The following is a 13170-nucleotide window of genomic DNA, read 5'->3' as shown; positions in this document are numbered from 1 at the left end:
CGCGATGGTGTATCAGATAACAAAGTGCTGACTGACACACCATCGCGAGCAGGCTCGCTCCTACAGTTGATCGGTGGTGTGGCTAGCGAATATTTCAGGCACAAAAAAGCCGCGTATCAAACGCGGCTTTTTTGTGGGCGGTGTGTCTTACACGTTGAAGCGGAAGTGCATCACGTCGCCATCTTTAACGATGTAGTCCTTGCCTTCCAGGCGCCATTTGCCGGCTTCCTTGGCACCGGCTTCACCCTTGTACTGGATGAAGTCGTTGTAGGCGATCACTTCGGCGCGGATGAAGCCTTTTTCGAAGTCGGTGTGGATCACGCCAGCGGCTTGTGGTGCGGTGGCACCGACGCGGACGGTCCAGGCGCGGACTTCTTCGACACCGGCGGTGAAGTAGGTCTGCAGGTGCAGCATTTCGTAACCGGCACGGATCACGCGGTTCAGACCTGGTTCTTCAAGGCCCAGGGCTTCGAGGAACATGTCTTTTTCTTCGCCGTCATCCAGTTCGGCGATTTCCGCTTCGATCTTGTTGCAGACCGGAACAACCACGGCGCCTTCTTCTTCGGCGATGGCCTTGACCACGTCCAGGTGCGGGTTGTTCTCGAAGCCGTCTTCAGCCACGTTGGCGATGTACATGACCGGCTTGGTGGTCAGCAGGTGGAAGCCCTTGATCACCGCTTTCTCGTCGGTGCTCATGTTCTTCATCAGGCTGCGCGCCGGTTTGCCTTCGGTGAAGTGAGCAATCAGTTGCTCCAGCAGACCTTTCTGGACCACTGCGTCCTTGTCACCGCCCTTGGCGTTGCGCGCGACTTTCTGCAGTTGCTTCTCGCAGCTGTCCAGGTCGGCGAAGATCAGTTCCAGGTCGATGATTTCGATGTCGCGTTTCGGGTCGACGCTGTTGGAGACGTGAATCACGTTCTCGTCTTCGAAGCAGCGGACCACGTGAGCGATGGCGTCGGTTTCGCGGATGTTGGCCAGGAACTTGTTACCCAGGCCTTCACCTTTCGATGCACCGGCAACCAGGCCGGCGATGTCGACGAATTCCATGGTGGTCGGCAGGATGCGCTTTGGATTGACGATGGCTGCCAGGGCATCCAGGCGCGAATCCGGCATCGGCACGATACCGCTGTTGGGCTCGATGGTGCAGAAGGGGAAGTTCTCGGCCGCGATACCGGATTTGGTCAGGGCGTTGAACAGGGTGGACTTGCCGACGTTAGGCAGGCCGACGATGCCGCAATTGAATCCCATGGTGTTTCCCCTCGGGTAAGAGTCAGGCCTTCTGGCTGTGCAGGTTTTTCATCGCGCGGTTCCATTCACCGGCGAGGATATCCGGCAGCACGCCGAGGGCAAAGTCGATGCTGGCATCGAGTTTTTCCTGTTCGGCGCGTGGCGCACGACCCAGGACGAAGTTTGAAACCATACTGGCTACGCCCGGATGGCCAATGCCAAGTCGCAAGCGGTGGAACGTATTCTGATTGCCCAATTGCGCAATGATGTCGCGCAACCCGTTGTGACCGCCATGGCCGCCGCCAACCTTGAGTTTGGCAACGCCCGGAGGCAGGTCGAGTTCGTCATGCGCCACCAGGATTTCTTCGGGCTTGATGCGGAAGAAACCGGCGAGTGCCGCCACGGCCTGGCCGCTGCGGTTCATGTAGGTGGTGGGAATCAACAGACGAACATCCTGACCCTGATGCGAAAAGCGCCCGGTCAGGCCGAAATATTTGCGGTCCGCCACAAGGTTTACGCCTTGTGCGTTCGCGATGCGCTCAACAAAAAGGGCCCCTGCGTTATGCCGGGTCTGTTCGTATTCGGCGCCTGGATTACCCAGGCCAACGATCAGTTTTATGGCAGTCACGATAGGGGCCCTTCCTTGAAGTGGTGGATAACATCGCCGCGAGCAGTGCAAGCGGCGAAAGTGGACGAAAAATGCTCATTTACCATGAATGTAAACTCCGCGTTCCCGCCCGCTTTCTCGCTACGTTCCAGTCCGCGATGTTTCCTTCACTCCGGCGTACAGAGTGAAATTACTCTGCAGCGCCTTCTGCAGCTTCTGGAGCAACACGTGGAGCGTGGACGTTGGCAACTGCCTTGTCATCGCCGTGTGCCAGAGCAACGAACTCAACGCCTTTAGGGGCTTTGAGGTCGGACAGGTGAATGATCGCGCCGACTTCGGCGTTAGCCAGGTCGACTTCGATGAATTCAGGCAGATCCTTGGCTTCGCAGGAAACTTCGATCTCGTTCACAACGTGGGAGATCTCGCCGCCTTTCTTGACCGGAGCTTCTTCGTTGATGAAGTGAACCGGTACTTTAGCGGTCAGTTTCTGGCCAGCAACAACGCGCACGAAGTCAGCGTGCATGATGAATTGCTTGGCTGGGTGACGCTGCATCGCTTTAACAACAACGTTCTGCTTGGTGCCGTCGACGTTCAGCTCGATAACGTGGCTGAAAGCTGCTTCGTTTTCGAACAGCTTGGCGATTTCCTTGGCCAGGATGGTCACGGATTCAGCAGGCTTGTTGCCACCGTATACAACGGCAGGGATGTTCAGAGCGTGACGCAGGCGGCGGCTCGCACCTTTCCCCAGGTCAGTACGCGCTTGAGCGTTCAGAGTAAATTCAGTCATTTTGTATCTCCAAAATAGCCATCACCGGCAGGCGTTTGCGACCAGCGCCAGGCACGGTATGGGCAAAAAAGCCCCGCCCCGGCAGGGATGCCGGGGCGGGGCGCTTTTCGTCAACGGGGTGTTCGAGAAGGGCAGGGCCCTTAGCGGAACATCGCGCTGATCGATTCTTCATTGCTGATGCGGCGGACCGCCTCGGCAACTACCGGTGCGATATCCAGTTGACGGATACGCGCACAGGCTTGTGCTGCAGCGGACAGCGGGATGGTGTTGGTCACCACCAGCTCGTCCAGCACGGAATTTTCAATGTTTTCGATCGCCCGACCCGACAGCACAGGGTGCGTGCAGTAGGCGAAAACCTTGGCAGCGCCATGCTCTTTCAAGGCCTTGGCCGCGTGGCACAGGGTGCCGGCGGTATCGACCATGTCATCGACCAGGATGCAGGTACGCCCTTCGACATCACCGATGATATGCATCACTTCAGAGTGATTGGCTTTCTCACGGCGTTTGTCGATGATCCCGAGATCCACGCCCAGGGATTTGGCAACGGCACGTGCACGCACGACGCCGCCAATGTCCGGGGACACGATCATCAGGTTTTCGAAGCGCTGATCTTCGATGTCATCCACCAGAACCGGGGAGCCGTAGATGTTATCTACCGGAATATCGAAGAAGCCCTGAATCTGGTCAGCATGCAGATCAACCGTGAGAACACGGTCGATGCCGACTACGGTGAGCATGTCAGCAACGACTTTCGCGCTGATAGCCACACGTGCGGAACGCGGACGGCGATCCTGACGGGCATAACCAAAGTAAGGAATAACAGCAGTGATACGAGTAGCCGAGGAGCGGCGGAAGGCATCAGCCATCACTACCAGTTCCATCAGGTTATCGTTGGTCGGAGCGCAAGTCGGCTGAATAATGAAGACGTCTTTACCGCGAACGTTTTCATTGATCTCGGCTGTAATTTCGCCGTCGGAGAATTTACCGACAGAGATGTCACCGAGAGGGATATGCAGCTGACGTACGACACGCCGAGCCAGATCGGGGTTAGCGTTCCCCGTAAAGACCATCATCTTGGACACGCGCAGTACCTGAAGGCTGAGGGTATACCTGGATGAGTATAGGAAAATGGCAGGGGCGGCTGGATTCGAACCAACGCATGGCAGGATCAAAACCTGCTGCCTTACCGCTTGGCGACGCCCCTGTATCTGTTGCAACGAGTACCCGGTACTCGGTTCCTTTAGAGCAGACTTTGAAGCTTGCGATGCAACATCGAAACGTTGCTTCCTTTTGCTACAAAACCTGTAAGGGTCTCTGTAAGAAGGGCCGAGACTTTATCAGCTTCAGCTTTGCTTGGGAAGCCCCCAAACACACAACTTCCAGTTCCGGTGAGTTTTGCTTCGGTAAATTTACCTAACAAATTCAAGGCGTTACGTACTTCTGGATAACGTCTTGATACCACCGGCAAGCAGTCGTTTCGACTGTTTCCCTCGGGAACGGGGCGCACTTTAATGGGCGGCGTGTTACGTGTCAACAACGGATCGGAAAAAATTTCTGCTGTGCTTACAGAGACTTGCGGCACCAGTACGACGTACCAGGGTTCTTCGGGCTCAACCGGGGTCAGTTTCTCCCCCACGCCTTCGGCAAAAGCCGCATGACCACGAACGAAAACCGGAACGTCGGCCCCCAGCGTCAGGCCCAGCGCGGCCAGTTGGTCTTCATTCCAGTCCAGTTGCCAGAGATGATTGAGGCCCAGCAAGGTCGTCGCGGCATTCGAGCTGCCGCCACCGATCCCGCCGCCCATGGGCAGGACTTTATCGATCCAGATATCAATACCGAGCGTGCAGCCCGATTGTTCCTGAAGTTTTCTCGCCGCCTTCACGATCAGATTGCTGTCGTGAGGGACGCCTTCGAACTCGGTATGCAGTTGAATCACCCCGTCTTCGCGCAGGGCAAAGGTGAGTTCGTCGCCGTAATCGAGAAACTGAAACAGCGTCTGCAGTTCGTGGTAGCCGTCTTCACGGCGACCAAGAATGTGCAGCATCAGATTGAGTTTGGCCGGGGCGGGCAGGGTCAGGCGAGCGGTCGGCATGTCATATCCCCAGCTTGCGCGGCTGCCAGGTCTTGATCACCAGCGTGACATCAAGGTCACTGCCGTGCAGCTTGATTCGCTCGGGCAGCCAGTAGCCGTTTTGCTCTGTGTAGGCCGTGTATTCAACCTGCCAGCCGTCCTGTTCGAGGCTGGCCAGGCGACTGTCGCCGTCCAGGGTCAAACGGCTTTTGCTGTCCGGCGCCGGAAGGCCGCGGACCCACCAGGCCAGGTTGGAAACCGGCAGCTTCCAGCCCAGCTGTTCTTCGAGCAAGGCATCCGGCGTCGGCGCTTCATAGCGTCCCTGGTTGGCGACTTCCAGCGACACTTTACCCGGGCGGCCGGTCAGCCGAGCAGCGCCGCGACCCAAAGGCCCGGAGAGACGGATGTCGTAGTAATCCTGGCGCTGCAGCCAGAACAGCGTGCCGCTGCCCGAGTCTTTCGGCGCGCGGATGCCGATCTTGCCGTCGATCTGCCAGCCATCAAGGTTGGTCAGTTGCTCTTTGTGTTCGCGCCATTGAGCAGGGTTGCCGTGGCCCTCGACTGATTCGCGGGCACCGAAACCCGCGCAACCGGCGAGCAGGGCGATGAAGCTGAAGGCGATGATGTGACGCAAAAACATAATCTTAAAGAGTCTCTGAACCGGTCAGGCGCTTGATGGTGCTGCGCAGGATAGGGCTGTCGGGTTGTGCCTTGAGGAACTTGTCCCAGATTTGCCGGGCTTCGCGCTGTTTGCCGCTGGCCCACAGGACTTCACCGAGGTGCGCGGCGACTTCCTGATCCGGGAAACGGTCCAGGGCCTGGCGCAGCAAGCGCTCCGCTTCATCAAGATTACCCAGGCGGAAATTCACCCAGCCGAGGCTGTCGAGCACCGCCGGGTCTTCCGGATTGATCTGGTGTGCCTGCTCGATCAGGGCCTTGGCCTCGGCATAACGGGTCGTGCGATCGGACAAGGTATAACCGAGGGCGTTAAGTGCCATCGCGTTGTCCGGATCGCGCTTGATGATCAGGCGCAGGTCTTTTTCCATCTGCGCAAGGTCGTTACGTTTTTCCGCTTGCATGGCTCGGGTGTACAGCAGGTTCGGATCATCCGGGTACTGCTGCAGCGCCTTTTGCAGAACCTGCCAGGCCTTGTCGCCCTGTTTGTTGGCGGCCAGGGTTTCGGCTTCGATCAGGTAAAGCTGGATCGCGTAATCCGGTTGTTCATCGCGCTGGGCCGCCAGCTTGCTTTGGGCTTCGGCAGTCTTGCCGTTATTCATCAGGATGTCGGCCTGGCGCAACTGTGCCGGCAGATAGTCGTTGCCCGGACCGACCTTGCCGTACTCGATCAACGCGCCCTGTGGGTCGTTACGCTCTTCGGCGATACGGCCGAGGTTCAGGTGTGCCGAGTCGACATGGCTTTCCCGGGCGATAAGGTCCTCGAGGTAGCCTTTGGCTTCATCCCAGGCCTTGGCTTCCAGGCAGACCAGTGCCAGGGAATAACGCAACTCGTCGTCATCCGGGTACTGCTGGACGAGGCTGGAGAACTCGGCCTTGGCGTCATCCATGCGGTCCTGTTCAACCAGCATACGGGCGTAGGTCAGGCGCAAGCGCTTGTCGTCCGGGTACTTCTTGATGCTTTTTTGCAGCAGCGGCAGGGCTTCATCACTGCGACCCAGGGATTGCAGCAGGCGTGCACGCAGCAGAATCGGTGCTATTTCACCGTCATCCGGCGGATTGTTTTCCAGAAGGGTCAGCGCGCCTCGGGAGTCGCCGTCCTGTTGCAGCAGCAAGGCTTTGCCGAAGATCAGCTGGCCGTTGTTCGGATGGCGCTGCAATAAACGGTCGAAGCTCTTCATCAAGCCGTTGCGGGTGTCCTGGTCGGTGTCAGCCGCGGACAGGGCGAGGAAATCGAAATGGGTGTCGCCCTTGCCTTGCAGAACCTTCTCCATATAGACCATGGAGTCGTCATAGCGCCCGGCCCGCGCCAGTTGCACCGCAGCAGCGCGTTGAGCTTCCAGGTCATCCGGGGCGTTTTTGGCCCAGATCAGCGCAGTGTCCAGGGCAGGCTGGTCGGCACCCAGGTATTCGGCAATGCGAAATGCACGTTCGGAAACGCCCGGATCCTGGGTGTTGATCGCCTGGGTCACGTAGTTGTCCAGAGCAATGTCAAAGCGATTGCGCTGGCCTGCCAGTTCGGCGCTCAACAGACTAAAGACCGTGTCTTCGCTGAACGAGCTGTAAACCTTGGGCTTTTCAGGTGCCGGGGTGCTGTCTTCGGCCGTCGAGGTGCCGTCCGACGACGTCGGGGCCAGGGCCTGACAGCCGGTGAGGAAGACAAAAGCGAGGAGCAACGCGGAAGATCTATTCATATAGGAAGAGGACGACTAACCTGCGGTCGGATCATCATGACACAAGCTTTCGGTCAAACATAACCGGCCCGGCAATTTACCGGATTCGCGGATTGAGGCAGGAGTGCCGCGGTCGTACAAACGAGAACGGCTCGCAATCGTCGGCAATCTCTACCAAAGCTATAGATATCGAGTAGTTGTCCTGACTCTTTCGAAGTAGGACAATTGCCGGCTTCACGTCACCATCAGCGACTTTGAATGGCCTTCCTCGCACTCGGTATTAACCATAAGACTGCTTCAGTAGACGTCCGCGAGCGCGTGGCCTTTACCCCTGAGCAGCTGGTTGAGGCCTTGCAGCAGCTCTGCCGACTCACCGACAGCCGCGAAGCTGCGATCCTCTCCACCTGCAATCGCAGCGAACTCTATATAGAACAGGATCACCTGTCGGCCGATATCGTGCTGCGCTGGCTGGCCGAATATCATCAATTGAGCCTCGAAGAGCTGCGCGCGAGCAGTTATGTGCACGAAGATGATGCGGCAGTTCGTCACATGATGCGCGTCGCTTCCGGGCTCGACTCGCTGGTGCTGGGCGAACCGCAGATTCTCGGCCAGATGAAATCGGCCTACGCTGTGGCCCGCGAGGCCGGTACCATCGGGCCTTTGCTCGGGCGGCTGTTCCAGGCCACGTTCAACGCCGCCAAGCAAGTGCGTACCGACACCGCCATCGGTGAAAACCCGGTCTCCGTGGCGTTTGCCGCGGTCAGCCTGGCGAAACAGATTTTCAGCGACCTGCAACGCAGCCAGGCTTTGCTGATCGGCGCCGGCGAGACCATCACCCTGGTCGCCCGCCACCTGCATGACCTCGGGGTCAAACGCATCGTCGTGGCCAACCGCACGCTGGAGCGCGCCAGCACCCTGGCCGAACAGTTCGGTGCGCATGCCGTGCTGTTGTCCGACATTCCAGCGGAACTGGTGCGCAGCGACATCGTGATCAGTTCGACCGCCAGCCAATTGCCAATTCTCGGCAAGGGTGCCGTGGAAAGTGCCCTGAAGCTGCGCAAGCACAAGCCGATCTTCATGGTGGATATCGCCGTTCCTCGCGATATCGAACCTGAAGTCGGCGAGTTGGACGACGTTTACCTCTATAGCGTCGACGATCTCCACGAAGTGGTCGCCGAGAACCTCAAGAGCCGTCAGGGCGCCGCGCAGGCCGCGGAAGAGATGGTCTCGGTCGGTGCCGAGGATTTCATGGTCCGCCTGCGCGAACTGGCGGCGGTGGACGTGCTCAAGGCGTATCGTCAACAGAGCGAGCGCTTGCGCGACGAAGAACTGCAAAAGGCCCAGCGCCTGCTGGCCAATGGCGGCAGCGCCGAAGAGGTGCTGGTGCAACTGGCCCGAGGCCTGACCAACAAACTGTTGCACGCCCCGAGCGTGCAACTGAAAAAGCTCTCTGCCGAAGGGCGCCTCGATGCGCTGGCGATGGCCCAGGAACTCTTTGCCCTCAATGAGGGCTCATCGGAAAGCTTTTCGGAAAAGAAACCGCAATGAAAGCGTCACTGCTCAATAAGCTGGATGTCCTCCAGGATCGTTTCGAAGAATTGACCGCCTTGCTGGGCGACGGCGAAGTCATTTCCGATCAGGCCAAATTCCGCACCTATTCCAAGGAGTACGCGGAAGTCGAGCCGATTGTCGAAACCTATAAACAGTTGGTCAAAGTGCAGGGCGACCTCGAAGGTGCGCAGGCACTGCTCAAGGACAGCGACCCGGACATGCGCGAGATGGCCGTGGAAGAAGTCCGCGAAGCCAAGGAGCAACTGGTCGAACTGGAAGCCAGCCTGCAACGCATGTTGCTGCCCAAGGATCCGAACGACGGACGCAATGTGTTCCTCGAAATCCGCGCCGGCACCGGTGGTGACGAGGCGGCGATTTTCTCCGGCGACCTGTTCCGCATGTATTCACGCTACGCCGAGCGTCGTGGCTGGCGCGTGGAAATCCTCTCGGAAAACGAGGGTGAGCACGGCGGCTACAAAGAGGTCATCGCCCGGGTCGAAGGCGAGAATGTCTACGGCAAGTTGAAATTCGAGTCCGGCGCCCATCGCGTACAGCGCGTTCCGGCGACCGAGTCCCAGGGGCGAATCCATACATCCGCCTGCACCGTGGCTGTTCTGCCTGAGCCGGACGAGCAGGAAGCGATCGAGATCAACCCGGCGGACCTGCGGATCGATACCTACCGTTCTTCCGGTGCCGGCGGTCAGCACGTCAACAAGACCGACTCGGCGATCCGCATCACCCACTTGCCGTCCGGCATCGTGGTCGAGTGCCAGGAGGAACGTTCGCAGCACAAGAACCGTGCGCGGGCGATGGCCTGGCTGTCGGCCAAGCTCAACGATCAGCAGACCAGCGCCGCCGCCAATGCCATCGCCAGCGAGCGCAAGTTGCTGGTGGGCTCCGGTGACCGTTCCGAGCGTATCCGTACCTACAACTTTGCCCAGGGTCGCGTGACCGATCACCGGGTCAACCTGACCCTGTACTCCCTCGACGAAATCCTCGCCGGCGGTGTGGAAGCCGTAATCGAGCCGCTGCTGGCCGAATATCAGGCCGATCAACTGGCAGCGATAGGTGAGTAAATGACGATCATCGCCAGTCTGTTGCGTGCCGCCGATTTGCCTGACTCGCCCACGGCGCGTCTGGATGCCGAGTTGTTGCTGGCGGCGGCGTTGGGCAAGTCCCGCAGTTTTTTGCACACGTGGCCGGAACGTATCGTCCCGAGTGAAGCGGCATTGACCTTCACCAGCTATCTGCAGCGTCGTCGCAGCGGTGAGCCAGTGGCCTACATCCTGGGTCAGCAAGGTTTCTGGAAGCTTGACCTGGAAGTTGCGCCGCACACGCTGATCCCGCGCCCCGACACCGAATTGCTGGTGGAGGCCGCACTCGAATTGCTGCCGGCCACGCCCGCAAAAGTATTGGACCTCGGCACCGGAAGCGGTGCCATTGCTCTCGCTCTGGCCAGCGAGCGTCCGGCGTGGAAGGTCACTGCCGTGGACCGCGTGCTGGAAGCCGTGGCCCTGGCCGAGCGCAACCGCCAACGCCTGAATCTGACCAACGCCACAGTACTGAGCAGCCATTGGTTCAGTGCGCTGCAAGGCCAGCGTTTTGAGTTGATCATCAGCAACCCGCCCTACATCGCCGCGGCGGATCCGCATCTGGTCGAAGGTGATGTGCGTTTCGAACCGGCCAGCGCCTTGGTGGCGGGTGTCGACGGGCTCGACGATCTGCGGTTGATCGTTGCCCAGGCGCCGGATCATCTGGAGGCCGGCGGCTGGTTGATGCTCGAACACGGTTACGATCAGGCCGAAGCCGTGCGCGACCTGCTGCTGACCCGCGGCTTTGAAGAAGTCCACAGCCGCACCGACCTGGGCGGCCACCAACGCATCAGTCTGGGGCGCCTGCCGTGCTGAATGATCAGGAGTTGCTGCGTTACAGCCGACAGATCCTGTTGGCGCACATCGACATCGACGGTCAGTTGCGGCTCAAGGACAGCCGCGTGCTGATCGTCGGCCTTGGTGGTCTCGGCGCTCCGGTGGCGCTGTATCTCGCGGCGGCAGGTGTTGGCGAATTGCACCTGGCGGACTTCGATACGGTCGACCTGACCAATCTGCAACGCCAGATCATTCACGACACCGACAGCGTCGGCGCGACCAAAGTCGATTCGGCGATCAAGCGCCTGACAGCAATCAATCCCGAGGTCCGGCTGGTCGCCCATCGCGCCGCGCTGGATGAAGACTCGCTGGCGGCGGTCGTGGCCGGCGTGGATCTGGTCCTCGACTGTTCCGACAACTTTTCCACTCGTGAAGCGGTCAATGCCGCTTGCGTAGCGGCGGGCAAACCACTGGTCAGCGGCGCGGCGATTCGCCTGGAAGGGCAGTTGTCGGTGTTCGACCCGCGCCGCCCGGAAAGTCCGTGTTATCACTGTTTGTACGGGCACGGCAGCGAGGCCGAATTGACCTGCAGTGAGGCCGGTGTGGTCGGCCCGCTGGTAGGCCTGGTGGGCAGTTTGCAGGCGCTCGAAGCGCTGAAGTTGCTGGCCGGATTCGGCGAGCCGCTGGTGGGGCGCTTGTTGCTGATCGATGCACTGGGCTCGCGTTTCCGTGAGTTGCGAGTCAAGCGGGATCCGGGCTGCACGGTCTGTGGGCCAACGCATGCGTGAAGCGCCGATTGGCGTGTTCGATTCCGGAGTCGGCGGGCTATCGGTGCTGGCCGAAATCCAGCGCTTGCTGCCCAACGAATCGCTTTTGTACGTTGCCGATTGCGGGAACATTCCCTACGGCGAGAAAACCCCGGAATTCATCCAGCAGCGTTGCAGCGTCATCGCCGATTTTTTCCAGCAGCAGGGTGCCAAGGCGCTGGTGCTGGCCTGCAACACCGCAACGGTGGCGGGCGTGGCCAACCTGCGACGCGACTATCCCCAGTGGCCCATCGTCGGCATGGAGCCCGCGGTCAAGCCGGCCGCGGCCGCCACCCGCAGTGGCGTGGTCGGTGTGCTGGCGACGACAGGCACGCTGCAGAGTGCCCGCTTTGCGGCGCTGCTCGACCGTTTCGCCAACGATGTGCAGGTCATCACCCAGCCTTGTCCCGGGCTGGTAGAACTCATCGAGAGTGGTGATCTGCACAGCCCGGCCTTGCGCCAGTTACTGGAACACTACGTACGGCCGCTACTTGCCGCAGGCGCCGATACCATCATTCTTGGCTGCACCCATTACCCTTTTCTCAAGCCACTGCTCAAGCAGATGATCCCTGATGACATCAGCCTGATCGACACCGGCGCCGCTGTTGCACGGCAACTTCAACGCTTGCTGGCCGAGCGCGAACTGCTCGCCGAAGGGCCTGCGCAAGCGGCGCAATTCTGGAGCAGCGCCGATCCCGAACATTTCACAAATATATTGCCGATCCTGTGGCATAACGGCGGTGTTGTGCGAAGCTTTGAAAGGTAGTTGGGGGCAACTAAAAAAGAGGTGAACTTCTGATTTACCGTCGACTTCTATAGCTGTGAGCGTCAAGCAACAATAAAACCAAACGAAATCGTTCGGAAAAGGATGTTTCTATGAAGCGACTATTCTGCTTGGCCGCGATTGCGGCTGCATTGATGGGGCAAAGTTTTACGGCACAGGCGGCAGGGGTGGAGTTCGGGGTCGGTCAAACCAGTGATTCGACCATGACTTATCGACTGGGCATGCAATTCGATTGGGACAAGAGTTGGTGGCAGAGCGATGTCGGTCGACTGACCGGCTATTGGAGCGGCGCTTATACCTATTGGGAAGGTGACAAGACCTCCAGCAATAACAGCCTGTCCTTCTCCCCGGTATTCGTTTATGAGTTTGCCGGACAGAGTGTCAAACCCTACATCGAGGCAGGGATTGGCGTGGCAGTGTTCTCTCACACCAGACTTGAAGACAACAATATCGGCGGTGCTTTCCAGTTCGAAGACCGGTTCGGCTTTGGACTGCGTTTTGCCGGCGGTCATGAAGTTGGCATCCGTGCAACGCACTACTCCAATGCCGGACTCAGCGACAGCAACGACGGTGTAGAAAGTTACGCGTTGCATTACACAATGCCGTTGTAACGCTGGCCCTTGTAAGAGCGAGCCTGCTCGCGATGGTCGTCAACGATAACGCTGGGAATCTGAGACCCCGCGGCGTCCTGAAGTCCATCGCGAGCAGGCTCGCTCCTACAGGGGGGCTGCGTGATGGATTTCAGCGATACGCCGTCGAAATCCCCTCGCGTTCTTCAAGGCATTCTGGCGCGCCCATTTCGAACTCCCGACAGATCAGCGGGCGTTTTTCATAGATGGTGCACATCATCGTGTCGCGATCCAGCGCGGCACACCAGCCGTCATCCAGGCGCAGCATGACTTCCCCGCCCCACTCATCGGTATCGACATAGCGCTCGGGCACGCCCGTATCGGTGATCAGCATCACTTCGAGCTGGCAGCAGCAAGCCGCGCAGGTCGAACACGTCACGGCCGGCTCGGCAATTTGCAGATGGGGAATGGTTTTCATGGCGCGCAGTGTAAGGCACGCCGTCGACAGTGTGTGAACGCTCTGACGGACGCTCAGGCGCGTGCCTTTATGGC

14 protein-coding genes and 1 tRNA gene are annotated in these 13170 nt (G+C 59.3%); 6 read left to right on the top strand and 9 right to left on the bottom strand.

What is annotated here, in order from left to right:
- Nucleotides 1-147: 147 nt before the first annotated feature.
- From ychF to DKY63_RS15240, 8 genes are all read right to left on the bottom strand, one after another.
- Nucleotides 148-1248 carry a redox-regulated ATPase YchF gene (gene ychF, locus DKY63_RS15275; RefSeq protein WP_110964869.1) on the bottom strand — a complete coding sequence of 367 codons (1101 nt, stop codon included), beginning with the start codon at nt 1246-1248 and terminating at the stop codon, nt 148-150.
- A gap of 22 nt (nt 1249-1270) precedes the next feature.
- Complete coding sequence (gene pth, locus DKY63_RS15270; protein ID WP_020799735.1) at nt 1271-1855, bottom strand: aminoacyl-tRNA hydrolase; 585 nt, start codon at nt 1853-1855, stop codon at nt 1271-1273.
- 169 nt (nt 1856-2024) lie between these two features.
- The gene (locus DKY63_RS15265; RefSeq protein WP_110964868.1) at nt 2025-2621 is read right to left on the bottom strand and encodes a 50S ribosomal protein L25/general stress protein Ctc; all 597 of its coding nucleotides are present in this window, start codon (nt 2619-2621) and stop codon (nt 2025-2027) included.
- Between the two features lie 140 nt (nt 2622-2761).
- The gene (locus tag DKY63_RS15260) at nt 2762-3703 is read right to left on the bottom strand and encodes a ribose-phosphate pyrophosphokinase (protein WP_003171603.1); all 942 of its coding nucleotides are present in this window, start codon (nt 3701-3703) and stop codon (nt 2762-2764) included.
- A gap of 47 nt (nt 3704-3750) precedes the next feature.
- Nucleotides 3751-3825: transfer RNA gene (locus DKY63_RS15255), tRNA-Gln, on the bottom strand.
- Between the two features lie 36 nt (nt 3826-3861).
- Nucleotides 3862-4713: a 4-(cytidine 5'-diphospho)-2-C-methyl-D-erythritol kinase gene (gene ispE / locus DKY63_RS15250; RefSeq protein ID WP_110964867.1), complete on the bottom strand. Its 852-nt coding sequence runs from the start codon at nt 4711-4713 to the stop codon at nt 3862-3864.
- A 1-nt stretch (nt 4714) separates the two neighbouring features.
- A complete protein-coding gene (gene lolB, locus DKY63_RS15245; protein WP_110964866.1) occupies nt 4715-5332 on the bottom strand; it encodes a lipoprotein insertase outer membrane protein LolB in 618 nt (205 codons plus the stop codon).
- 4 nt (nt 5333-5336) lie between these two features.
- A complete protein-coding gene (locus tag DKY63_RS15240; RefSeq protein WP_110964865.1) occupies nt 5337-7061 on the bottom strand; it encodes a tetratricopeptide repeat protein in 1725 nt (574 codons plus the stop codon).
- Nucleotides 7062-7298: 237 nt separating this feature from the next.
- Between DKY63_RS15240 and hemA the strand changes: the two genes are divergently transcribed.
- The 6 genes from hemA (at nt 7299) to DKY63_RS15210 (ending at nt 12660) form a co-directional block, all read left to right on the top strand.
- On the top strand, nt 7299-8588 hold the full coding sequence (gene hemA / locus DKY63_RS15235) for a glutamyl-tRNA reductase (RefSeq protein WP_110964864.1): 1290 nt from the start codon (nt 7299-7301) through the stop codon (nt 8586-8588).
- Nucleotides 8585-9667 carry a peptide chain release factor 1 gene (prfA, locus tag DKY63_RS15230; RefSeq protein WP_110964863.1) on the top strand — a complete coding sequence of 361 codons (1083 nt, stop codon included), beginning with the start codon at nt 8585-8587 and terminating at the stop codon, nt 9665-9667. Before hemA ends, prfA begins: the two co-directional genes overlap by 4 nt.
- Nucleotides 9668-10498 carry a peptide chain release factor N(5)-glutamine methyltransferase gene (prmC, locus tag DKY63_RS15225; RefSeq protein WP_110964862.1) on the top strand — a complete coding sequence of 277 codons (831 nt, stop codon included), beginning with the start codon at nt 9668-9670 and terminating at the stop codon, nt 10496-10498.
- Entirely contained in the window at nt 10492-11247 is a 756-nt protein-coding gene (locus tag DKY63_RS15220; RefSeq protein ID WP_110964861.1) for a molybdopterin-synthase adenylyltransferase MoeB, read from the top strand. The genes prmC and DKY63_RS15220 overlap by 7 nt, the downstream gene beginning before the upstream one ends.
- On the top strand, nt 11240-12031 hold the full coding sequence (murI, locus tag DKY63_RS15215) for a glutamate racemase (RefSeq protein WP_110964860.1): 792 nt from the start codon (nt 11240-11242) through the stop codon (nt 12029-12031). The genes DKY63_RS15220 and murI overlap by 8 nt, the downstream gene beginning before the upstream one ends.
- 110 nt (nt 12032-12141) lie before the next feature.
- Nucleotides 12142-12660, top strand: a complete 519-nt coding sequence (locus tag DKY63_RS15210) for an acyloxyacyl hydrolase (RefSeq protein ID WP_110964859.1) — start codon at nt 12142-12144, stop codon at nt 12658-12660.
- A gap of 130 nt (nt 12661-12790) precedes the next feature.
- Here DKY63_RS15210 and DKY63_RS15200 read toward each other — a convergent pair whose 3' ends face one another.
- Nucleotides 12791-13096 carry a YkgJ family cysteine cluster protein gene (locus DKY63_RS15200; protein WP_110964857.1) on the bottom strand — a complete coding sequence of 102 codons (306 nt, stop codon included), beginning with the start codon at nt 13094-13096 and terminating at the stop codon, nt 12791-12793.
- Between the last annotated feature and the right edge of the window lie 74 nt (nt 13097-13170).

This window comes from Pseudomonas putida (genome assembly GCF_003228315.1).
In the GTDB taxonomy this organism is placed as follows: Bacteria; Pseudomonadota; Gammaproteobacteria; order Pseudomonadales; family Pseudomonadaceae; genus Aquipseudomonas; species Aquipseudomonas putida_S.
Note: the sequence above shows the minus strand (reverse complement) of the source record. Positions and strands in the feature narration are given on the sequence as shown.